Origin of the sequence: Deinococcus betulae, assembly GCF_020166395.1 — a bacterium.
GTDB classification, from domain to species: Bacteria; Deinococcota; Deinococci; order Deinococcales; family Deinococcaceae; genus Deinococcus; species Deinococcus betulae.
The window spans coordinates 1-23,041 of the sequence record NZ_JAIQXU010000021.1; the positions used below are offsets into that span (position 1 = coordinate 1).

The 23,041-nt window shown below is 61.5% G+C and carries 18 protein-coding genes and 2 pseudogenes; 11 read left to right on the top strand and 9 right to left on the bottom strand.

The window, feature by feature from the left end:
• Positions 1-654 precede the first annotated feature (654 nt).
• From K7W42_RS15295 to K7W42_RS15315, 4 genes are all read left to right on the top strand, one after another.
• Positions 655-3,120, top strand: coding sequence for a hypothetical protein (locus tag K7W42_RS15295; RefSeq protein WP_224575690.1), 2,466 nt, complete (start codon positions 655-657; stop codon positions 3,118-3,120).
• A gap of 125 nt (positions 3,121-3,245) precedes the next feature.
• Complete coding sequence (locus K7W42_RS15300) at positions 3,246-4,085, top strand: hypothetical protein (RefSeq protein WP_224575691.1); 840 nt, start codon at positions 3,246-3,248, stop codon at positions 4,083-4,085.
• A 2,576-nt stretch (positions 4,086-6,661) separates the two neighbouring features.
• A complete protein-coding gene (locus K7W42_RS15310; RefSeq protein WP_224575692.1) occupies positions 6,662-6,829 on the top strand; it encodes a hypothetical protein in 168 nt (55 codons plus the stop codon).
• On the top strand, positions 6,829-9,090 hold the full coding sequence (locus K7W42_RS15315) for an NHL repeat-containing protein (RefSeq protein ID WP_224575693.1): 2,262 nt from the start codon (positions 6,829-6,831) through the stop codon (positions 9,088-9,090). The genes K7W42_RS15310 and K7W42_RS15315 overlap by 1 nt, the downstream gene beginning before the upstream one ends.
• 104 nt (positions 9,091-9,194) lie before the next feature.
• On the opposite strand, the gene K7W42_RS15320 is transcribed toward K7W42_RS15315, so the two are convergent.
• Both K7W42_RS15320 and K7W42_RS15325 read right to left on the bottom strand, forming a co-directional pair.
• Positions 9,195-9,341, bottom strand: coding sequence for a hypothetical protein (locus tag K7W42_RS15320; RefSeq protein WP_224575694.1), 147 nt, complete (start codon positions 9,339-9,341; stop codon positions 9,195-9,197).
• A gap of 220 nt (positions 9,342-9,561) precedes the next feature.
• A complete protein-coding gene (locus tag K7W42_RS15325; protein WP_224575695.1) occupies positions 9,562-10,074 on the bottom strand; it encodes a hypothetical protein in 513 nt (170 codons plus the stop codon).
• A gap of 407 nt (positions 10,075-10,481) precedes the next feature.
• Here K7W42_RS15325 and K7W42_RS15330 point away from each other — a divergent pair, with 407 nt between their 5' ends.
• The 3 genes from K7W42_RS15330 to K7W42_RS15340 all read left to right on the top strand — a co-directional run bounded on the left by K7W42_RS15330 (position 10,482) and on the right by K7W42_RS15340 (position 13,787).
• Complete coding sequence (locus tag K7W42_RS15330; RefSeq protein WP_224575696.1) at positions 10,482-10,649, top strand: hypothetical protein; 168 nt, start codon at positions 10,482-10,484, stop codon at positions 10,647-10,649.
• On the top strand, positions 10,649-12,874 hold the full coding sequence (locus tag K7W42_RS15335) for a delta-60 repeat domain-containing protein (protein ID WP_224575697.1): 2,226 nt from the start codon (positions 10,649-10,651) through the stop codon (positions 12,872-12,874). The genes K7W42_RS15330 and K7W42_RS15335 overlap by 1 nt, the downstream gene beginning before the upstream one ends.
• A gap of 553 nt (positions 12,875-13,427) precedes the next feature.
• On the top strand, positions 13,428-13,787 hold the full coding sequence (locus K7W42_RS15340; RefSeq protein ID WP_369411372.1) for an IS1 family transposase: 360 nt from the start codon (positions 13,428-13,430) through the stop codon (positions 13,785-13,787).
• On the opposite strand, the gene K7W42_RS15345 is transcribed toward K7W42_RS15340, so the two are convergent.
• The gene (locus tag K7W42_RS15345; protein WP_224575699.1) at positions 13,756-13,989 is read right to left on the bottom strand and encodes a hypothetical protein; all 234 of its coding nucleotides are present in this window, start codon (positions 13,987-13,989) and stop codon (positions 13,756-13,758) included. The genes K7W42_RS15340 and K7W42_RS15345 overlap by 32 nt on opposite strands.
• A gap of 69 nt (positions 13,990-14,058) precedes the next feature.
• Positions 14,059-14,244, bottom strand: coding sequence for a hypothetical protein (locus tag K7W42_RS15350; protein WP_224575700.1), 186 nt, complete (start codon positions 14,242-14,244; stop codon positions 14,059-14,061).
• Between the two features lie 74 nt (positions 14,245-14,318).
• On the opposite strand from K7W42_RS15350, the gene K7W42_RS15355 reads away from it, so the two are divergent.
• Entirely contained in the window at positions 14,319-15,122 is an 804-nt protein-coding gene (locus K7W42_RS15355; protein WP_224575701.1) for an IS5 family transposase, read from the top strand.
• Positions 15,123-15,205: 83 nt separating this feature from the next.
• Positions 15,206-15,646, top strand: coding sequence for a hypothetical protein (locus K7W42_RS15360; protein WP_224575702.1), 441 nt, complete (start codon positions 15,206-15,208; stop codon positions 15,644-15,646).
• A 170-nt stretch (positions 15,647-15,816) separates the two neighbouring features.
• On the opposite strand, the gene K7W42_RS15365 is transcribed toward K7W42_RS15360, so the two are convergent.
• Both K7W42_RS15365 and K7W42_RS15370 read right to left on the bottom strand, forming a co-directional pair.
• On the bottom strand, positions 15,817-16,869 hold the full coding sequence (locus K7W42_RS15365; RefSeq protein ID WP_224575704.1) for a hypothetical protein: 1,053 nt from the start codon (positions 16,867-16,869) through the stop codon (positions 15,817-15,819).
• Positions 16,870-17,135: 266 nt separating this feature from the next.
• Positions 17,136-17,534: pseudogene (locus K7W42_RS15370) on the bottom strand (HK97 gp10 family phage protein); the annotation flags it as partial.
• 41 nt (positions 17,535-17,575) lie between these two features.
• On the opposite strand from K7W42_RS15370, the gene K7W42_RS15375 reads away from it, so the two are divergent.
• Together K7W42_RS15375 and K7W42_RS15380 are read left to right on the top strand one after the other, a co-directional pair.
• Positions 17,576-18,286, top strand: coding sequence for an IS6 family transposase (locus tag K7W42_RS15375; RefSeq protein ID WP_224575706.1), 711 nt, complete (start codon positions 17,576-17,578; stop codon positions 18,284-18,286).
• Positions 18,287-18,718: 432 nt separating this feature from the next.
• Positions 18,719-19,231, top strand: a complete 513-nt coding sequence (locus tag K7W42_RS15380) for a hypothetical protein (RefSeq protein WP_224575794.1) — start codon at positions 18,719-18,721, stop codon at positions 19,229-19,231.
• 281 nt (positions 19,232-19,512) lie between these two features.
• Here the strand turns inward: K7W42_RS15380 and K7W42_RS23295 are convergent.
• The 3 genes and pseudogenes from K7W42_RS23295 to K7W42_RS15395 form a co-directional block, all read right to left on the bottom strand.
• Positions 19,513-19,932 (bottom strand): annotated as a pseudogene (locus K7W42_RS23295) (tyrosine-type recombinase/integrase); the annotation flags it as partial.
• Positions 19,933-20,228: 296 nt separating this feature from the next.
• Positions 20,229-20,867, bottom strand: coding sequence for a dihydrofolate reductase family protein (locus K7W42_RS15390; protein ID WP_224575707.1), 639 nt, complete (start codon positions 20,865-20,867; stop codon positions 20,229-20,231).
• A gap of 191 nt (positions 20,868-21,058) precedes the next feature.
• Entirely contained in the window at positions 21,059-22,192 is a 1,134-nt protein-coding gene (locus K7W42_RS15395; RefSeq protein ID WP_224575708.1) for a Kelch repeat-containing protein, read from the bottom strand.
• Positions 22,193-23,041 lie beyond the last annotated feature (849 nt).

Here is a 23,041-nt window from a genome sequence, read left to right on the forward strand (position 1 = left end):
TCAATCGCATTTTTTGGACTGGACGTCAACCCCTATTCCCGGTGACTTGAATCAGCATGGCCCTCTGACTGCCTGCACGGCTGGCTCTCCACTTGTGCGCGTCCTCAATTCAGCATTAGGGCAGTCAAACGAATTGAAATGAGAAGGGAGTTGGCGCTGCGTCCGGGAACCTTGACTCAGCTTCCCTCCGCTTTATTACCGGCTTTCCACAAGTTTCTGAAAAGCTGCCACTCTCCTCAGTATTTTTGTAGCAGGCTGAAATCCACTACGTTTCATAAGTTTTAAGATTGAATGGCCGTTGAAAAGTCCACATTATTTGATGCGTTTTTGTACCTCTCCTTAAGAGTTGATGACCTTGAAATTTACTTCATGTGAAGGTCAAGTCCGAATCCTGTGAGAACTGAATTCTATACTTCCTGACGAACCACGATTTTTTACAATCCGTGCGGCGTTGCAGTTGGCCCTCTCCTTTTCCTATTCATCCTCCGGAGGCTCACTCGTATGCGTATTCCAGCTCTCCTTTTGTTGACCACCCTGCTGCTGGCCGGGTGTACCCAGAGCACCAGCGACCCTCCCTCGCCGATCGGCACTGCGCCCACTACACCAGGGCCGACGACGCCCAGCGCGCCCTCCCGAACCGTGGTGGGCGCTCCGGTGGCCATTACGTTCAGCGGTCTGGGCGGTGCCCGGCCCACTGCTTCCGCCCAGACCCTCATAGGTCAGGCCCTGACCAGTCCCAGTGGCGTCACCGTCAGCTCAACGCCTACCGTACGCAGCAGCACGGACATCATCCCGCCTGGGCAACCCCGCACGGCGGGATTTCGCTATCTCCACGTCACCTTCCCCGTCAGCGTGACCGACTCGCCGGTCACAAATCTGACATTTCTTGGCGCCGCTCTGACCGGCAACCCGGGAGCGAGCGCCGTCCTCACTCTGGACAAATACCCCGGTGGCAATGCTGCGCCGTATACCTCGTCTGAACTGGCCGCGCTTGCCGCCGCCATTGATCCGACAAGCCCCGTGACCCAGGATGTCTTCGCGCAGACCCCTGCCTTGGTGGCCGGCGAAGAAGATGCCTTGCAGCTTTACAACGAATCCGATGTCAGTGGCCTGACGCTTCCGGGTGGGCAGACCGGGAGCATCTTGCCGTACGGCTTCGTGAGCCACGCCGGGACCAGTCGCACCATTCCGGTCGGCACAGACACTGGGACGGTCACGCTGGCCATCAAGGTGCCACTTCAGGCCCAGGCAAAAGATGATCCTTATACTGTGACGCTCACGTTCGTCCCGGTGCAAGACAGCGTCACGAGCATCACAGAATCTCCAGAGGCCCAACTGCCGAGCAATCAGGCCGCTTTCCAGGCAGCCGTGGACCGACTGGGCACACCCGTGATCAAGACGCTGCCGGGGTCAACGCGTGCGGGTGGCGCCCTCTTTTGCAGTGTTCGCACGGCAGGGGCCGTGGGTGCCCCAACAGGCACACTGGCCGGGGGTATTGCCCCGGTTGATCTGGCCATCGGCGCCACCGTGCGGATCCCCGCGAACGCCACCACCTGCCTGAATGGGGGTGGCAGTGGGGCTGACTACGTCATTTTTCCTTTCAACACGTCCACCACGGCCAGTCGACCTCTGACCGTCACCACCACCAACACTGTGGCCCCTGTTGGGAGCCAATCAATAGGCGTCCCAACTCTAAGTGACCAGGCATCCGAGTTGACTCCTCTGTCAACAGAGCCGCAAGTGCTGGCGACCACTCTTTCAAGTGCGACTACGCTGTCTCAGGCAAGTTCGGTCCAGCCACAGGTGTTGCCCCCAGGTACACCGACTGTAGGCGATCAGGTGGTCATCAATGCCGCGTCTGGCTGTAACGCAGCGCCTGATTTGCGCACTGGGACAGTACGGGTCGTCGGGCCCAACGTGGTGCTGATATCTGACAATGCCAACCCGGCAGGTGGACCTCAGGTCATTGGTAGTCCAGGCACTCCTGGCTATCAAGATGTGGTTAACAGCTTTACTAATCAAATCTGGCCAGCCGTTACGGGGAGCTTTGGCCTTCCAGAAGACGCGGACAATAACAACCGAATCGTGCTGTTCTTTACCTCAGCCGTGAATGCCCGATTTGCCCAAGGGACTCTCCCCGGCCCCAACACCGGTTTGCAAGGCTTCTCTGATGCACGTGACGAGTTTCCGATCACCACTTGTACCAGCAGCAATGTGGGGGAAATCATCTATCTGCTGGCTGCTGACCTCACGGGAAGCATTAATAACAACACTGTTAATGTTGCAAACACCATCCAGTACGGGACTCAGGTCACCGCGCGTGAACTCGGCCGCATTATCAATAACTCGCGTCGTGTGCGGACGACAGGCGCACCGCTTGAGGAAGCCTGGCTCGACCAAGGTCTGGCAGATATTGCGGCTGAATTGTCTTTCTACCGGGCCAGTGGGGTAACCCCAGGTGGAGCAGATGCTTCTAAGCCTGGTCTCACACCACGATTGAATATCGCTCTGACCGATGTCAACGGAGTGGCCGCAGGAACAGCCGCCAGTGTTCGTACTGCCGCATTCAATACCTTTGCCAATATTGACTTCACTCTCTATAGGCCCTTTTTGACAAATCCTAATCAAACAGGACCTTACTGGACGACAAACACATTGGCCGCCCGAGGCGCCACCTGGAACTTCCTGCGCTATGCCGCCGACCGGTACGTCACCACGACGGGGAATACTGAAGCCAACTTCTGGACCGCCCTGATCAACTCCAACACCACCGGCTTGGCAAACCTCCAGAATGTCATCGGCACAAACCCCATCACATGGATGAATGACTGGGCTGTGGCGACTTACGCGGATGATGCTGTGGCCGGCATTGCCCCAATTTTCAACTCGCCCAGTTGGAATTACCGATCACTACTCATTGCGCTCGGCGGGTTCCCGCCTAACGCTGGGGCAAACCGTAGCGCTCGAACGCTGGTCAGTGGCACCCCCTACACGCGAACCTACGAGAAGACTTCAACGAATTACCTTCTGGCCCGCGTCGGCGCCAATCAGCAGGGCGGCATCACGGTAAGCTCCCCCAACCCCAGTGACTTTACTGTCACTGTCCTGCGCACCCAATAGGAGTGGATATGAAGCGACTGTTTCCTCTCCTACTGGGCACGTTACTCCTCGGTGCCTGCAGCCAATCCCCCACACCAACCTCAACACCCACAGTCGACCTCACGCCCGTTGGTCAGCCCTTTACTTTGACCTTCACGGGGCTCGGCACGCCGGATTTCGCGGTAAAACTTGACGCTACCCTCGCTAAACAGGCACTCACTGACCAGCAAGGCAACGTCGTTCCTGTTCGGGTGCTCAGCCGGGGCAGCGTCGACATCATTCCTTCTGGTCAGGCCCGCACCGCCGGCTTTCGGTATGTCTATTCCGTCGTCAGCGTCACCAGCAATGTGGCGCTGAACAACGTGAGTTTCATGGGTGTGCGCACGGCCGGAAGTCTCCCGAGCGGCACCAACGACACGGCCATCAGTGCGTTGATTCGCGCGCCTGGTGCCCCAACCTATACCCAGGCCGAAGCGGACACCTTGGCCCTCAATACCCAGCCGGCTCAGGCCAGCACGGTCAATCCTACGACCGGCGATCTTCAGGTGCTGCCTAATACCGATGACACCGTGCAGTACCTCCCAGAAGCAGACCTGTTCATACCGCCTGGGATGTTGGGACTGCTGCCCTACGGCTTTACGGTCCTGAACAGCAGCACCCAGGGACGGACGCTCGCCACTGGGACCGAAGCCAACCGCATGGTCATCGGGATGAAGGTTCCGCTGCAGGCCAGCACACAGGACGACCCCTATGCGTTCAGTTTCACGGCCATTCCTGTCAGTGACAGCGAGACTCGCGTGACGCAAAGCCGGGAAGGAATTCTGAGCAACAACGATGCCGGTGTGCAGGCGCGGGCGACCGCCATTGGCGGCACCATCACGGTCCTCAGCGGCAGCACCTTATCGGGTGACCTGGTGCTGCCCAGTGTCCGCACGGCTGGTGCCGCTGGCGCGGCTACCCGTACCATCGTCGCCCCTGGTCCTTGACCTCACGCGGGTTTCATCCATGCTCTTCGTCCTCTTCTGGCCTATCAGTGGTGTTTCAAAGGAGTCTCCATGAAGCGACTATCCATCCTGACCTTGACTGCCCTGCTGAGTTGCTCTGTGGGCTTCGCCCAGACGTCCACCCGAGTGGTGGTTCCGACTCCGAGTGGCTTGACGCTGACCGCCGCTGACAACGGCAAGGTGCTGATTGTCGAGAATGGCCAACTGGTTCTGGTCGACCTGGACGAATTGCCTCAACTCCGGGGCCGCGACGGTGAACGTGGCCCTGCTGGCCCAGCAGGGCCAAAAGGCGACAAGGGAGATCAAGGGGAACAGGGCTTGGGGGGTCTCCCGGGCACTCCCGGTGTCGGCACACCTGGACCGGCTGGTCCGGCCGGCCCACAGGGCGCCACCGGCGCGGCTGGCCCACAAGGCGCAGCGGGCCCAGCCGGGCCGAAAGGTGACCGGGGCGACGTCGGTCCAGCGGGCGCAACAGGCGCTGGCGTTGCGGGTCCAGCTGGGCCCCAAGGGCCTGCAGGCGCCACTGGGGCCACCGGGGCGACTGGCGCGGCGGGCGCCACGGGGGCAGGTGCGCCTGGCCCAGTTGGTCCACAAGGTCCCGCAGGGGCGACCGGGGCAACAGGAGCGACGGGTGCTGGCGCGACAGGTGCCACGGGGGCTCAGGGGCCAGTCGGGCCGACCGGAAGCGTCGGGCCACAGGGCAATGCGGGCCCGATTGGGCCTCAGGGTCCAACTGGGGCGGCTGGCGCAACTGGCAGCGTCGGCGCTACGGGGGCAACAGGCCCGATAGGTCAGACGGGTGCACAGGGTATTCCTGGGCCTGTGGGCCCACAGGGTCCAGTTGGGCCGGTGGGCGACACTGGTCCACAGGGGCTTCAAGGGGTTCCAGGGCCAGTTGGCCCACAAGGCCCGGTGGGTCCAAGTGGCGCGACGGGCGCCCAGGGGATTGAAGGGCCACAAGGTCCAGTCGGCCCGACAGGCGCGACGGGGGACACCGGTGCAACGGGCGCCACTGGCGCACAGGGAACTGAAGGCCTGCAAGGTCCAGTTGGACCCACAGGGGCGACGGGCGCCACAGGTGAGACCGGGGCAACCGGGGCTGACGGGGCTCAGGGCCTCCAGGGCGAGGCGGGTCCAGTTGGACCTACGGGCGCGACGGGGGACACCGGGGCAACGGGCGCCACAGGAGCTGCGGGCGAGATTGGTGCGCCAGGGGCGACGGGTGCCACAGGCGCAACAGGTGACACTGGTCCAGTTGGACCCACAGGGGCGACGGGCGCCACAGGTGAGACCGGGGCGACAGGTGCTGACGGGGCTCAGGGCCTCCAGGGCGAGGCGGGTCCGGTTGGACCTACGGGCGCGACGGGGGACACCGGGGCAACGGGCGCCACAGGAGCTGCGGGCGAGATCGGTGCGCCAGGGGCGACGGGTGCCACAGGCGCAACAGGTGACACTGGTCCAGTTGGACCTACAGGGGCGACGGGAGCCACGGGTGAGACCGGGGCGACGGGTGCCACTGGTGTTGCTGGTGAAACTGGTGCTTCGGGTGCCACGGGCGCAACCGGTGAACCTGGTCCAGTGGGACCGACAGGCGCGGCTGGGCCTCAAGGGAATGATGGACTGCAGGGGCCAGCAGGGGCAACCGGTGCTGATGGAGCCCAGGGCCCCGCAGGCGCACCCGGACCACAAGGGCCAGCAGGCGCAACGGGCGCAGAGGGGCCGCAAGGGCCAGTGGGGCCCACGGGTCCTGCGGGACCGAGCGTCGTGCCTCTAGGACGCATCGTGACGGGTGACGGTGAGGCGTAAACAGAGCTGACAGCATCACGCGGGAGAGGCCAGTTGGCCTCTCCCGCTTTCTTCTGAACAAGAGCTAAGAGAGAAACACAAAGCAACCCGAAGGCCACCTTCATGGCAAAGATTTCCCTGGCCAGCAGGCAAGCGTCTAGCGCAGCGGATGCTCGGGCGACCAGGGTAACAGGGTTGACCAATTGCTCGTCAAACCAGTGGGAAAAGTAGGTAATCACGTCCCAGCAGGAGGCCGCGTAGACCACATTGTGCATGGCTGACGTGTGATGGACTTGGCGCTCCCGGCGCGGTCACGAGGTCCATCCGTCCTGGGTTTCAGCGGAGCGTCAGGGGCACCGGACGCTCAGGGCAGTGTTGGCGCCACTGGGAGCACCGGCCCGACTGGCCCTGGGGGCGCAGACAGCACAGGCGGCGGCGCGGGTGGGGCGGGCATCATCGTCATCTACATCGCCAGCACCACCGTCAGCGCATTCACCCCTCTGCCGAATCAGGTGACCCAGACGCAAACGACTGTGACACTGGACGTGAGCGGTGGGAATGGGGGAGTGGAGCGGGCACCGGAACAGCCGGAGAAGTGGGCAAGGCCGGACGGATCGTGCTGCACGAAGTGGCGGCCTGAACCAACCTCACCCACAGACAACTGGCGCCAAACACTGGCCCTCGCTCGCGCTTTGGCGTGGCGGGGGCGCTTTTGTTGGCCCCCTAGTTCGTGAAAATGACCGGGCGTTTGGCCCACCGCTATCCTGTCAAGGATGACTCAAGATTCAGAGAACACCGCCCCGGCTCACCCGACTTATGTCGCGCCCCAGGTCCTGCCCCTCGGCGCCTGGGACGCTGTGACCCTCGCCCAAAGCGTGCCTATCGGCCCCGGCAGCCTGAATCTGCCTAATCCTTTTCAAAGCACTGGAGAGACCTGGTAATGCGCCGCCTCGGCCTCACCGTCCTCACCGTCTCCGTCCTCCTCTCGGCCTGTACGCCACCCCAACTGCCCAGCGTCAACCCAGACCAACCCATCACCACCGCTCCAACCGCTCCACGGTCGCTGGGTCTGATGGAAGTCAGCTTCACCGGCGTTGGCACAGACCTGTACGCCTCGAGCGTTCGCAGCCTGGATGGGGAGCTGACGGGGCAGGCCCTGACCTCAGTGGCACAGGGCCTACAGCTGAAATTTGGGACTAAGGGCAGCTTCGATGTCGGCACAGCGGGCAACGGCACGCGGTACCTCTACGCGACCTATGAGGTGCGCAACGCAGGCGTCAATGGCGTGGCCTCAACCACCGCCCGGAGCAACCTGACGTTCGTGGCGGTGGATGCCAGCAGCCCCGAAACGATCAGCGGGACGGCGGTGCGCAATTTCAAGAAGTTCGACGGCTCGAATGCGGACGCGGCGCTGGCGGCGCGGGTCATTCCAACGGTCGGGCTGACCCAGGGCAATGGCACGCTGACGGTGAACGCCTCGCAGGCGGATTTCCAGGCGCTAACGACAGCGGAAGCGAGCAGTATCGGCTTGCCGACGGGTGTGCGGGACGTGTTCCAGTATGGATTTGTGGTGCGGAACAAGAGTGGGACCAGCCGGACGCTGCCAGCCAATCCAGGGGCGAACCAGTACGACGGGCAGGTGACGTTCGCCGTGAAACTGCCATTGCAAGCGAACGCTCAGAATGATCCGTATAGCTTCTCGCTGGTGTTTGAAGTCGTAGAGGATTCCGCGAACCGGGTGACGCGGGTGCCGGAGGAAACGGTGGCTCAGGCGCAGAGCCGCGGCGCCACTCTCGGGGCCAGTCAGGTGAATGCCAACACAGTGTGCCGTGTACGGGTGGCTGGGCCAGCGAATGGTCCAGTCTCGACGCTCTACGGTCTCGGCGTCAATTCGAGCACTCCTGGCAGCTTGGATACGTGCTTTGGCACAGGTGGCCGGGTGACGACAGATATTGCTGCCGGGAACAATTCTGCCTTGGCTGCGTTGATTCAGGCAGACGGCAAAATCGTTGCCGCTGGTCAAAGTGTGCAGGCCACAACTGGAACAGATTTGGCGCTGATCCGCTATCTGCCTGACGGCTCATTGGATGGATCGTTTAACAACAGTGGAAGTGTCACGACGGCTGTGGGCGGTGGGACCAGTGGTGACTTTATTCAGGACATCGTGCAGCAGCCTGACGGCAAGCTGGTCGTGACTGGTTCATCGACCAATGTCACAGGCACGACGGATACCGATATTCTGGTGGCCCGCTACAACGTGGACGGAACGCTGGATACCTCGTTCAACTCGGTCGGGACCGTCTTAACCCCAGCCCAGCCTGGTCTGTACAAGGATTTTGCTTTTGCAGTAGACCTTCAGACAGATGGCAAAATCGTTGTTGCTGGGTATACGTCAAACGCATCAGCGGCAGCGCAGGACATTGTTGTGGCCCGCTATACCCCTGCAGGCGCATTAGACTCGACCTTCGGTGCAGGCGGGATTGTGATTACCCCGATTAGCGCAGGCACGGCCAATGACCGGGCCAGAGATCTGGTGATTCAGCCCGACGGCAAGATCGTCATTCTAGGCACCGCTGCGACGGGCGGGGGCACGGGAGATGACACGGTCCTCGTGCGCTACAACACGAATGGCACCTTGGATACCAGCTTCGGAAGTGGGACAGGGAAAGTCGTGACGGCGGTTGGGCCGAATGTGGGGAGCGCCAGCGCGGACGTGGCCAATGCCTTTGTGCGCTTGCCAGATGGCAGTTTCGTTGTGGCGGGCAGCAGCAACTATTTCGATAGTGCGAACACGACAGGGATTGATGTTGCGCTGACCAAGTTCCAGCCAAATGGCGCCGTGGATACGACGTTTGGCACGAATGGCCGTGTCTTTACATCAGTGGGTGCCGGGAACGGAACCGATGTCGCCAATGGCATTGAGGTTCAGCCAGATGGAAAATTGGTCATTGGCGGCACGTCAGTGACAGGTGGAAGCAGTGGTCAGGACTTCTTAGTCGCGCGTTACAACGCCAATGGTTCACTGGATACGAGTTTTGGAACAGCAGGGAAGGTGCTCATTGGATTTGGAGCAAGCAGCGCCACAGATATTGGCCGCGCCGTGCAACTACAGGGCAATGGCCACATTGTGGTGACGGGATCAACCTTTCTAAGCGGGACCCCGACGGGTACGGATGTCGCGTTGGTGCGCGTCACGCCCTGAGAAGACGAACGAAAAGACGCTAAATCTGCGGCCCTCGTCTCCTGATTGTTGGTGACGAGGGCTGTCTTGAGCTTGACCAGCGCTCCTAGTGACCCGCAGACCTCCTACGAGCGCACGCTGTACCACGCAGCGACGATGACGCGGGAGGGCGGCACCTGACATAGAGCCAGGCGCACGGAGACGTGCCGGATGGGCACGGCGCAGGCGGCTAGAACGACCTGCAGGCGTGGCTCGGCGAATAGAAGGCCCATCAGCTCAAAGCAGTACCCTGAGCATGTCCGCCCCAGCGCCTCTTCATAGCCGAAGTGCCGCGCTGCGGGCGGATGTCTGTGTCTTGTGACAGCGGCTCGGTACGCTGTGGGCGCGGGGTCAGGTGGACTTCACGTCATCCGACACCTGGCCCTGCACCATGAGCCCTCGCGTGCGCTTCGGCGTGGCGGGGGCTGTCAGTAGGCTGCGATGCTTGAAGGGTCACGACCGGTGTCTTCGACGCGACCACGTGGTCCATCCCCCACCGGCCAAGGCACCCAAAGCGCCGACACCGCCAAGAAGCAGCGCCAGCAGCTTCGTTGGCACGCCAACCGATACGTCCTCCTTCAAAGAGAGGAAGCACAGTTCTAACCGGCCCGGTTGCTGGAGCGCTGGCGCTCGCCATTCCCCGAGCAATTCAGCCGCTTCAGACGTTGCGGCCCAGACGACGGAAGTGGCGGTCCGAGTGATCTCTTTTGAGGTGAACTGCTGCTGAGTCAGCCAGGTAGACAACCCAGCTGTAGCTGCTGCGCTGTCAGTGTATTCGTAGATGCCCACTTGATCGCACTGCGCATGCTGGTCTGCAAGGGCTTGGTGGATTTGACCGTCTGGGAGGAACTGAGCGCCGCCCGGCCGCGCTGTGAATCCAGGCATCAGATTGGGGAAGGTGAAAGCCTGTGCGACTCCCCAGACAAGGAGCAGGGTCAGCGCCGCCGCGCGGCAAACAGCAGACATGGAGCCATTCTAGAGAGGCCTGGAGCACCACGTAGGCGCACTTGCATGACGGGTTGTGCGCCTCAACAAGGCACCTGGCCGTGGCGTCAGCCGCATGGGGATGTGGCGGACGGGTATGGGACCAGTGGCTGGAATGACCTGCAGGCCTGGCTGAAGAAATAGAAGCAGCAGTACCCTAAGCGTGTCCGCCCCAGCGTTTCTTCAGAGCCGAAGTGCGTCGCTGAGGGCGGATGTGCGTGCCTTGTGACAGCAACTCAATACACTGTGGGTGCGGAGCCAGGTGGACTTCACGTCATCCGATACCTGGCCCTGCACGACACGCCCCCGCTCATTACGTGGCGGGGCCTTCTTCTTCCCCTGATTCATAAAGGTGACTGAGCGTTCAGCCGGTCGGTATCCTGTGAAGGATGACACAACCCTCTGCCACCTCCACTCCGCCCCAGCCTTCTTATGTTGCCCCTCAGGTCAAGTCTCTGGGCAATTGGGAAGTCGTGACCCTGGCCCAAAGTGTGCCCATTGGGCCTGGGAGCTTCGGTCTGCCCAATCCCTTCGACGCCACGGCGGAGAGCTGGTAATGCGTCGCCTTGGCCTGGCGGTCCTCACCCTCTCCGTTCTGCTCTCCGCCTGCACGTCCCCACAACTGCCCAGCACCCCCACCGATCAGCCCGCCGCAACCACCCCGACCGCTTCACGGTCACTTGGGCGTGTCGAGGTCAGCTTCACTGGCGTTGGAACCCAGATGTACGCCTCCAGCGTCCGCAGCCTAGACGCTGACCTGACGGGTCAGGCGCTGACCCAGGTAGCGCAGGGATTGCAACTGCGTTTCAACAGCAAGGGCAGTTTCGATGTCGGGACAGCGGGCAACGGGACCCGCTACCTCTACGCGACATATGACGTGCGCAATGCCGGGGTCAACGGGGTTCCCTCAACGACCGCCCGCAGCAACCTGACCTTCGTGGCGGTGGACGCGAACACCCCGGAGACGATCACTGGCACCGCTATCCGGAACTTCAAAAAGTTTGATGGGTCAAATGCCGACGCGGCGCTGGCTGCTCGGGTGATCCCCACCGTGGGCATGACCCTGAACAATGGAACGCCGACGGTGAACACGTCGCAAGCCGACTTCCAGGCCCTGACGACGGCAGAAGCGACCAGCATCGGACTGCCGACCGGGGTGCGCGATGTCTTCCAGTACGGGTACGTTGTGCGCAACAAGAACGGTACCAGCCGCACCCTGCCCGCGAATCCAGCGGCGAATCAATACGACGGGCTGATTACGTTCGCCGTCAAGCTGCCCTTACAGGCGAACGCCGCCAATGACCCGTACAGCTTCTCGCTGGTGTTCGAAGTGGTGGAAGATTCGGTCAACCGAGTGACCCGTGTCCCGGAAGAAACGGTCAGCCAAGCGCAAAGCCGCGCCACCGCACTCGGAGCCAGTCAAGTAGACGGCGACACAGTTTGCCGCGTACGCGTCTCTGGCGCTGCGGGAAGCCCGGTAACGGTCCTCACCGGCTTGGGGATTTCACCTATCGCACCAGGCACTCTGGATGTGTGTTTCGGGACGAATGGCCAAGTGATCACAGACGTTCGGGGCACATCAGAAATCACGCGTGGCCTGGTGGTGCAGCCCAACGGCAAGCTGGTCGTCGCGGCGAACGTCAGCGCGCCAACAGGTGCAGCAACGGGCAATGACTTTGCCCTGCTGCGCTACACCGCCGATGGTGTTCTGGACCCTACCTTTGGAACCGCTGGCAAAGTCATCACCGAACTGACGGGTGATGAGCAACTGTTTGCCCTGGACCAACAGGCCGACGGCAAGTTGGTCGCCGCCGGTTCCAAACGGGTGTCTGGCGGTCCCAGCGGCACTGATTTTGTGGTGATCCGCTACACCGCTGATGGGGCCCTGGACACCAGCTTCGGGACAAACGGACAGGCCGTGATTGCGGTTGGGGCAGGTGGCAGCGCGGACACGCCTTATGGACTATCCATTCAGAGCGACGGCAAGTTGATTCTGGCTGGCTTTACCCCCTTGGAGCCCGGCTCATCTGATACAGAAGTGGCGGTGGTCCGCCTCACGACCAGTGGGGCACTGGACACCTCTTTCGGGACCGGTGGCAAAGTGGTCTTCCCGGTCGGCGCTGCCGGAAATCTTGACATCGCCAATGCCGTTCGGGTGCAGTTAGACGGCAAGATCGTCGTGGCTGGGTATACCTATGATCCGGCCAGCAACGATGACATTTTCGTCGCCCGTCTGACGGGTGCGGGGGTGCTGGACACCACGTTTGATGGCGACGGCAAAGTGATTACCAGGGCGTCGACCACGGTATCTGACCGCGCGAACTCCGTGGCGATTCAGTCGGATGGCAAGATTGTGGTGGCGGGTGGGGTAGGTGACCGGGGGCTTCAAACGAGGTCGGATGCGGTCGTGGTCCGGTACACGTCGGCCGGTGCACTGGACACCAGCTTTGCGTCAGGTGGAATCGGGTTCTACGCACTGGGAGCGGGACTAGACAATATCTACACCGTTCGCCTGCAAGGCGATGGCAAGCCTGTTCTGGGTGGAAGTTCAAACAATGGGGATCCGTCAGGGACCGACATGGTGCTGGCGCGGTTGACGACTAGTGGCGCTTTGGATACGACCTTTGCCGTTCAGTCGCCGCTTCCAGGCGTCTTCCGGGTGCCCGTCAGTTCGCAGACCGATGTGGCGTATGCGTTTCAGATTCAGCCAGATGGCAAGCTGGTTGCGGCGGGAACAGCCCAGGCCAACGCAGAGGTCGGCGTCATTCGCGTGAAACCCTAAGATCAACGTTCCAAGGTCCCCTGCCCGCGCTTCTAGAGTGGCGCAGGGGGCCTTTTTCGTTTAATCGGAGAACAGAGAAGGCGACCCGAAGGTCGCCTTGATTTCTTAAAGATAGCGCCGTATTCAGGATTCGTCAACGCTATCCGCCGCATGGTCGTGGATTTCTGAGCATGACGGGTGTTTCATGGAGCATGAACGGTCTGGAGTGTCCGCAGTGCGGCGCCGTCCGCATCGTTAAAAACGGTCACACCCATACGGGCAAGTAGCGGTATCTCTGCCGCATCTGTGGTCACCAGTTCACACTGAAACCGAGCTGGCATCGGGTTTCAGTGGAGACCGTCGCTCTCGTTGACCGGTTGTTGACTGAGCGCATCTCCCACCGAGGGATCTGTCGGGTCACCGGGGTCAGTCGCTCCTGGTTCCGGCTCCACCTCAAACAGCTCGGCCGCAGCGTCCCACACGGCTTTGATGACCCGATGTCCCCAGCAACAAAAGCCTGAGCATTCCAGCACCCTCCGCAAGGGTGCTGGAATGCGACGAATTATGCACGTTCGTGAGAAACCGCCAGCGACCTCTCTGGATCTGGCTGGCCATGGACCGACACACCCGACGGATCGTTGGGTGCTTCCTGGGCCCACGTGACACCCTGGGTGCCTCTGGGTTGTGGCACAGCCTCGAAACACCGTACCTGGACGCGGTCTGTCATACAGACCGCTTGGCCGCGTACAAGCGTGTCGTGTTCGGGAACCGGCACCGGATCGGCGGCACCCAACACATCGAGCGCTTCAACGCGACCTTGCGCGCCCGTCTGGCGCATCTGGTGCGCCGTTCGCTGTCGTTTTGCCGGCGTCAGTCTCACCTGGAAACCGTCGTCTGGCTCTTCATTCACCGGTACAACGCGTCATTACCTTGAACCCTCGACCCGCCGCATCTGCTTCCACGGTGTCCCGCAGCGGCCACTCCTCGGCCTGCCAGGTCTCTGCCTCTCTGCTCCACATCAGCACCTGCCCGGCGGCCGGTGAGGATGCCGTGCAGGCCACGTGGGCACTGGCGAAGGGGCCGAGGCGGCGCAGAACCTCGCCGGTTTCGGTGTGGTTGGTCAGGGCGTGGGGCATAGAAACATCATGGTGCATGCACAGCAAAAGGAGCGAGGAGGTTAGCCCTCGCCCCTTCGTTGAGACGCGTTATCCGCGTGCTAACGCAGCCAAGAAACCAAGGAAGAGGCCGAAGGCCACGAGGGCAGCGGCCTCCCGACTATTGGTCTCTACCAACCGCAGGATGCCGTCGAGCGGGAGCTTTACGCCGAGAGCATATAGTGCGAAGACGAAGGCGAGAAAGGCGAGCGGGACGAATACTTCAGTGTTGATCACGGCACTTCCTGAGAGGGTGCCAAGAACAGGTTTGAAGTTCGCGGTAGAGACTTCGCACAGAGCAGAATGGGGGAGTGAGGCGCCGAGGCTATCCCAGTGACGCGGATGCGGATGACGACACGTACTTCTTTTTACTGCCGTATCTGCTGCTGAGTCCCGAGGACCCAAAGCAACGGAAGTATCCCATTCGAGACGTGCTCAACGCCCTGGTCTGGGTCGCGCGTACAGGGGCACAGTGGGCGTATCTGCCTCATGACTTTCCCCCAGCGGAGACGGTGCGCCAACAGACGCACCGCTGGTTTGCCGCTGCATGCTTCCAGAGTACGGCGCATGATGTGCGGCTGCTGTGCCGCGTAGAAAAGGGCCGGCATGGTGAGCCAACGGCGATCATCATTGACAGTCGCACCTTGCACAGCACACCAGAGAGCGGCCACCGTACCGGCGTTGATGGCGCGAAGAAGCGTAAGGGCACCAAGGTCCATCTGGCTGTCGACACCCTGGGTCATTTCCTCGCGGTGCTCACCACACCGGCCAATGAGCAAGACAGGGCACAGGTCAAAGACCTGTGCTTGGAGGTCCAGGAGGTCACCGGTGAGACGGTTCAAGTCGCCTTCGCCGATCAGGGCTACACCGGCACCCAAGCGGCCTTGGACGTCACGCAAGCGGGTGTTAAATTGGTCGTCGTTAAGCGACCTGAAGCCACCAAAGGGTTCATTTTGCTGCCCACACGCTGGGTCGTGGAGCGCTCATTGGTCTGGTTGGCGCGCTTCAGACGCCTCGGACGTGACCTGGAACGCTTGCCCTCTACCCTCGTCGGCTTTCACGCTCTCGCGGCCTGCGTTCTGCTCTGCAACAACTTAAAGCCCCTTTTTGCATAACGTTCTTGGCACCCTCTAATAAAGACATTCGGAATCACCCTATGTGCTGTGCAAATTCCTCAAGACCATGTACGCGTTCACGTATGCCGTACATCAAATTGAGTGAGCAGATCGAGAAACTGACCAACGCCCAGCGCAGCGACGCCTTTATCAAGCAGTTCTGTGACGCCGTGCGCGAAGGCAAGATCGATGCGGTGGATCTACCGAGCCGCTTTGAACTGCCCAAGCAATTCAGCCGCCGAGGCAGCGACGAGACGTACAGCAAGACGGTGCGCGATATAGTCTTTGACCACACCCCCGAGTTTAACGCCTGGTTTGACGAGACCAATAAAGGTCTGACGGGCGGGCGTAAGGGCAGCAAACCCAAAGCGACGCTGGAGAATATTGAAGCGGGCCTCGTGGACTTTAAAGAGCTGGCAGCGGCGACCCGCGCCAAGATTGAAGCCAGCTATAGCAAGGGCCAAACCCTCGGCAAGAGCCGCAGCACCGCTGCCAAGAAGCCGGACCGTAAAGCCAAGAAGTAATCCGTTCTGAGTAATGGAGGCCCCCAGATTTGGCGGCCATTTGTGTTGTCGTATGAGTACCTCCGAAGGGGAATGAAAAACCGCCCACGGGGGGCGGCTGGGGGTTGGGGGAATGCGAAAGCCCCCGGTGAAGGGGGCCGCCAAGAGAGCTTCACATGTGAACCCAGTACTTACGGCATATTTGCCGGAAAAGCCGCTGGAGTGTAGTTGATAAAATTCGTACCACTGTATTGGTAACTTATATCATTTGTAGTTGTGAAATAGCCATATGTTCCATTCTCAGTCTGAACGATCATGCACGTTTTCAATTCTTCTGGATAAGATGTTCCAATATAATTGGTAATCCTTGCGTCTGAGCAGGTGGTAGGTGTGCGGATGTAATCATTCGACTCAATACGATATGCCTCTGATGCAGTGATCACATTTCTGAAATAAGACATGGGCGCAACAGTTTGTTCTACAGTTTCAAAGACAAGCGTGAAACTATATGGCGCATTGCCTGGTTGGGCCAGATCAATATTCGGAATGTCGAATGCAAAGGTCACGTTCCGACTCGTGCCCGGCTGCGGCAAGCCGAACACCCACCCGTAGTTTTGAACTTTAAGACTGAGTCCTGGAACGGGTGGAAACGGGATCGTGTTGATGTCTACCCCAGTAAGGGCGAAGTGATCCTCCACGAAAACAGTAGTGAGAGGATCGACTTCGGTAAGCCCCGTCTGAGCGTTGAACGTCTTTCCGCGTGTGGCGATCAGACGTTCGGCCTGGCTGGAAGCATCACTGCCATCAAAGAGGCGAACGCTGTGGAACGGGGTATCTCGGACCGTCGGTCGAGCTGCATTGTTGGTTGGGTCGCCGTCTGTGTCGGTGAGTGCCGCTGGCATAAAGACCAATGTTCCCCGCGTCCGGGCTGTGTTGTTGGTGACCTTGAATGTGGCACGCACATGCCGCGTGCGCGTCTGCGCATCAATGAATGACGCTGTTGACAGCGGCCCAGAGAATTGCAGAGGCGTGCTGAACGGCTCGGATGCCTGGGCAGTCAGACGTTGACTGTTGATGCGCGCCGTGGGCTGTGCATCTCCCCCCTGGATGGTGAGTTCATACAGCGTCCCCTTGCCGAATACGCTTGGCTGCTCGGCGGTGGTGGTAGGGGCAATCGGCGATTGCGTTTGACATCCGGCGAGCAACAGGCCGGCAGAGAGAATCAAAGGCAGCAGTTTCAACATGGGAGACCTCGGAGGAAGGGAGGAGAAAGTTCGGGAATCACTCCCGGCGGACAGCGGGTTTGAGTCTACTGAGGCGCGGCGGCCCACCAAGGCAACTTTCGACAAATACCCCCACTCCCCCCCGGTGCACCGCCATCCCTACCCACCCACTGCCATCGCAGTGCTTTGGCCGCAGCCTCGGGCGTTCTACCGAAGGAGATCCCGACCGTGCGGATTCGACCGGCAACCAGGAACGGCCTATCACCATCGCGGTGCTGCCCCTCTGATCAGTCGGCCGCGCTGGGCAGCACCGCAAGCGCGGCCTGCTGAGACAAGACCGCTTCGAGCGCATTCACTATGCGCAGGCCGGCAAACACAGCAGCGCGCGTAATCGCCGGGTTGGGCTGAATCCAGTTCGTGCCACTGCGCCCCAGCTGGAGGGGCAGCGCCTTCACACCAACCGCCGCCGCCAGCTGCTCGGCCGCGCGCGGCGTCAGGGCCCCCAACTCCCCGTATTCCAGGTGACTGGCGTACTCAGCCGTATCAAAGACCTCGACCACGATCTGCCCACCTTGCACCGTCGACGAGGCGCCGATGCTTTCAAGGTAGTGTTCCGTACGCACGTAATGCCCGGCGGGCGTAAGGTAAATCCCCGCGTTCGCACCCTGAACGGCCATGCGGCGGGCGGGTTGTGTTGTCTTAACAGGGTCAGGGTGGCTGACCCGCCGTGACCGACGCCAAGCCTTACCGCCACCGTTTCCTCATGACCATCATTCAGCACGCCGTTTGGCTGTACCATCGCTTTCCCCTGAGCGACCGAGACGTACAGGAACTGCTGCACCAGCGCGGTATCGAGGTCAGTCACGAGACACTGCGCGAGTGGTGCATCAAATGCAGTCCTCTGTTCGCTCAGGATCTACGCCACCGGGAACCCCGACGGGATTCCCGGTGGCATATGGACGAGGTCAGCACCACTGTAGACGGAGTCAGACATTGGCTTCGGCGAGCTGTTGATGAGCAGGGCTTCGTGCTCGATATCCTGCTTCAACGGCACCGTGATATCGAGGCAGCAAAGACCTTCTTGACCTGGTTGCTACAGAAATACACCGTCCCAGAGGTTATTCATATCGATCAGCTGCGTAGCTTCGCAGCTGCGATCCGGGAAATCCCAAGCCTGAAGGGTGTCGACCACCAGCAGGTGATTTCCACGGCACGCTGCAACAACATGATGGCGCAGTCTCACCGTCCCACACGACGTCAAGAACGACAGCAACAGGGATTCAAGCGGCGCAAACGCACTCAGGAATTTCTGAGCCTGCACGCCCGAGTCACCAACCTCCACCATCACACGCGAACCGGCGTATCCGCATCAACCAGACGGCAAAATCAAAAGCAAGCGTTCCAGACGTGGTCAACGGTGGCCACAGGGGTGGCCTGAACTTCAGGCCACCCCTGCCCTCAGCCCGCCGTGACGCCATTTAAGGCAACACAACCGTTTGGAGAGACTGACGATGACATTGGCATACCGCTGCGTGATGCTGTCGGCCAGACTCCGCATATCGCGCATGTCTGGTCTCGGCGCCGTGATGACGCGGCCGTGGGTGCGGGCCGCCTGACCTTCTGTGATCAGGGCTGGTTGGACTGGCTTGCTCCACGCGCTCGCGGCGGCCGAACAGCGCCTGAGCCACTTGCCGCCCCTGACCTCGTGTGTGCGAGTCCTGCCCTTCATACGCCCAACGTACCACGCCCCATTTTTCGCCAGTGTGACGTTCCTGGGCCTGGCCCAGAGTATGCCCTTCAGCGGGCCGTGACTTCAATCTGGTGTTGGTGGGCTACGATCCGAGCCAGCACTCTTGCGAGGCCTCCTCCTATGTTTTCTCCTCTCCCCATCCAGGACACGTTTCCCCGCACTGACATCCACCGCATTCACCTGGCGCTCGACGAGGAGGCCCTGAGTCTGTTGCGCCGGGCTGGTCAACAGGTGTTGATCTATGTCATCCGCCTCTTTCAGGGCGTGCCTGTGCGCGCCCTGCGGGCGATTCCGCCCGAGGAACTGGATACGCACCAGCTGCTGCCCGGCACCACGGCATATGCTCTGGCCTTCACCTTCACGGAAGATGGTAAGGCCAGAGACATGCTGGTGGTGGTCTCGCCCACCCCGGTCTGTGCGCCGCCAGACATGGGCCTGCACCAGATCGTGCACGGCACGCAGGCCACCGTGCCGATGAGCGGGTTTGACGTGCAGCGCGCGCGGGAGAAGGCCCGCCGCGAGGCCAAAGAGCGCCGAAAACAGGCGGCATCCGTGCCGCCCGTGCTTCCCGTTCTCCCGCCTGATCGTTTCCCGAAGCACTGGAAGAAACGCTCGAAGCGAAAGGGAAAATAGGATGGAGAACGCCAGCACGCGCGTCCTGCGACGAGATCAACCGCGCGTTCCAGCAGCAGGCCCGCGCGAGCTTCACCGGAGTCCTGGTGCGGGCGCCCTGCATGGGCCGGCAGCGGCAGCTCGTGATTCCCCGCCTGCAGTTGCTGGCCAGAACCTGACCTACCAGTCGGCGTTGACTTTCTTCTTGCCCCGGCGCACGTACTCCACGTACACCGTGCTGCTGTGAATCGAATCGAGGGCGTCCTGCACCTCCCCTCCAAGAGGTCTCTGGTCGTCTCGTACACCTTCGTGCCCGCCAAATGGCGCAGCGCGTGCACGGCGCGGTAGCGCACCCCGGCCTCCGCGCAGAGTCGGCCCATCATTTTTGCCAGGCCTTGTGGGGTGCGGATAGAGATGAGGTACGGCCCGGCACCCGGAGTGGCCGCCAACCAGACCCGCAGAGCGGCCGCCACCGGGCGCGAGAGGGCGACCTCCTGGCGTTTACTGCGCTTGCCGAGCACGTTCACGTAAGGCTCGCGGGCATCAAGGTAGATGTCGGTGCGGTGCAGGATCAGCAACTCGCTGTTGCGCAGGCCCGCAGTGAGCACCCAGAAGCACCACCACGGTTTCTTGCCTGCCACGCTCAGGAGGGCGGCGACGTTCTCGTCTAGGTAGGGTTTGCGTTTCTCCCAGGCCGGGACCGGGTCATACGCGGCGCGCACGTCGGCGAAAGGAGCAGCCTGGGTCGCGCCGGCCCAGCGCAGGGCACTCAAGAGTGACCGGGCGGCCGACAGGCGGGCGCGCTAGCTTCTGACCTTCAAGGAACCGGATGTACCGGAAGCCGCCGTTGGGGCCCAGGCGGACCTCTGCCTTAAGGCCCAGGCGAGGAACACCTGCACACCGGTGTGATAGGCCAGCAGGGCGTAGGCGCCGCAACCGCCGCGCAGCACAACGAACACTTCCCGAGGACTGGGTTCATGGCCACCGCGGCCTTTTGCGTCAGGCAAATCAGGCCGCATCAGTCATTGGCACGCTCAAGGTGACCCTGACGAGAGACGTCCCAGACACTGAGGACATTTCCAGAACCCGCCCAAGTTTCTGTTCGCAGCAGCTTGAACTGCACCGCAGGACGACCCGTAAAGAGTGAGCGTCCCGCACCCGCCAGAAGCGGGAAGGTCGTGAGATGCAGCTCGTCCACCAGCCCATGCACCAGCAGGTGATTCCACAACGCCCGGCTCTGATAGATGAGCAGGCTGCCCTGGCCTTGCGCTTTGAGAGCGGCAATTTCAGCCTGAGCGTCCACCAAGCGGAGAATGCGCGTACTGGTCGTCCAACGGGTGAGCTCAGCAGCCGTCAAACGATCAGAAACGATGATCTTCGGAATCACTGCCAGGCGTTCGGCAAATTCACGGCGGACGGGGGTCGCTGATGGGTCCCCAAGGACGCCTGACCAATACGTCTCATTGCCGAGAGCAGCCGCTCGCCCCCCAAGCAGCAGCGTGCTGGCCTCCTTCAGGAGCGCGGTGTTGTAGTCATCGAATTGATCATCATCCCGGTAATCAGGATGGCGATATCGGAAGAGGTCAGAGAAGTCGCCATTGAGAGTGTCGTAGAAGCCATCCAGGGTGACGAAATTGCTGACGATCAGTTTCTGCATAGGGACTCCAGAGTGAGCGGGCACAGTGTGATTGACGGGACCGGCTGTCAGTCAAAAAGGGCGCGGTTGATGACTGCGGACCCCCTGGTGACGCTCTCCCGCCGGCGACCTCATGAATATGGATTTTCAAATGCGCAGCCCCAAAAGCGTTCTGAACTGTTCCACAGCATCTGAATCTCAGTGAAGGCCACTCATGGTGCCTGGCGTGCCACATCCGGCTGGAAGCGCCAGAGCGCTGCTGTCGGCTGAATGCCCGCGTCATACCCACCGGCAATCAGCGCGCCCCCATCCGGCAAGCGGCTCACCGTGACAAATTGGTCGTTGCCTGGCATGGTCCCCATGACCGCGTCAAACCGGCCCAGTCCCACTCCCTGCCGCTGTTCGGTGTACACGTCTGCGCCACCCGCACCCGCCACCAGGATGCGCCCGTCAGCCAGCCGGACGACCGCGTCCGTAAACTTGTAACGGGGCCGCGTCATGCTGGCGGTCACCCGCGTGGCCTTTCTGGCAGGATCAAAGACTTCTGCACTTGTGAGGACCTTGTCCCGGTCGTACCCCCGCGTGCCCCCCAGCAGCAGCACTTGACCTGAAGGCAGTAAAGTGCCGGCCAGCTTGTTGCGCGGCGTTATCATGCGGCCTGCGGCATGAAAGGTATTGGTCTTTGGGTCGAAGAGCTCCAAGGTGTCCAGGGCGCCGCTGCGGTCGGCGTGGCCGCCTGCGATCAGGACGCGCCCGTCCATCAGCCGCACCGCCACGTGTGCGGCGCGTGCCTGAGTGAGTGAACCAACAGGGACAAACTGACCAGTCTGCGGGGTATAGACCTCCGCAGAGTAGAGTGCACGGCCCTCACGCACAGTGCCGCCAGTGATCAGGACTCGGCCGTCGGCCAGCAAGGTGGCCGTGTGCGCACTGCGCCGCTCGCGCATGGGGGTGTTCAGCGTGAAGCGGCCGGTCTGCGGGTCATACCGCTCGGCTGTGTCGACGACTCGCCCGACCGTCCAGCCGCCTGCGATGAGGACCTGGCCGTCTGCGAGTCGCGTGGCAGTCTGACTGACACGGGGGCTGGCGAGTGACCCGGTCGGGCGGAGTTGACCGGTACGGGGGTCAAACAACTCTGCGGTGGCACTCTGGGCGTCAAGCTCGCAACTGGGCCGGGTGCAGCCGCCCACGATCAGGACTTGCCCGTCCAGTAGGGTGGTGGCGGTTTGGGCCGCGCGGGGAACGGAGAGGCTGCCGGCGCGGTGCAGGCGGCCTGGAGTGGTCAAGGCCAGGGCCCCGGTGCTGAGGAGCAGGGCCGCGAGCGCCACCCGGGCGGTGTTGGTCATTGGCTCCATCGTAGCCGGTTGGGTGAGAGGTGACGGTTGCGACTCGTGCTGGGGCTGTTCAGCCACCAAAGGGTAAAGCACGGAGCCCGAAGGAGTTGAGCGGCGTACGGCTACGTCCACCAGAGAGGGCGTCACCCCTCATCTTGACCGCGTCGTTAAGGCTTCATTTGACTTTCTCGACGGATCTACTTCTTGCGTCACGTCCAGAACAACGGAGCTCACTGGCCTGACTACCGATGATTCGGACAGTTTGAGGCCGCTTTGAGACCGAAGTCCAGTGGCCTAGACGGCATGGTTGTGAATTCGTCGAAGTAGGGCATCCAGGCCGAACTGCGAGAACATCACTTCGGTGAAGAGGGCGTTATAGGCCCAGCATTTCATGTCCTTCAGGTAAGACACCAGCCTCTGGCCCCTGCCCGATTGCCACACTGCTTCCAAGCAATCAACCATACTCCAGGCGCACGGTGGCGATGTCCAGCGTCAGCGACCCCGTACCACAGGCCCTCTCAAATGAGCCGGCCATCTCCAGAAGTCTGGTGGAGAAGGGTATGCCGAATCCTCCTTAGTCCTCTTCAGTGGAATGGAGTTCGTTCAGCAGAGTTCCTGCCCGCGCCCAGCGCACCACTTTCTGACGCGAAGTTCGCTAGAATAAGGGGGTCCCAGCAATGGGACGGGGTGCATGACAACCGGGAGGGAGGCGCAGCACGGGACATGCGAACACGCACCCGATTGCGACTCGGGTGCGTGAAAAGGAGGTGATTCCTTATGGCTAGACACCGTAAGGATACACCGAAGCGCCCGCAAACGCCAGGGAAGTGGGGTGAAGTGGCCGTCCTCGTGACGGCCCTC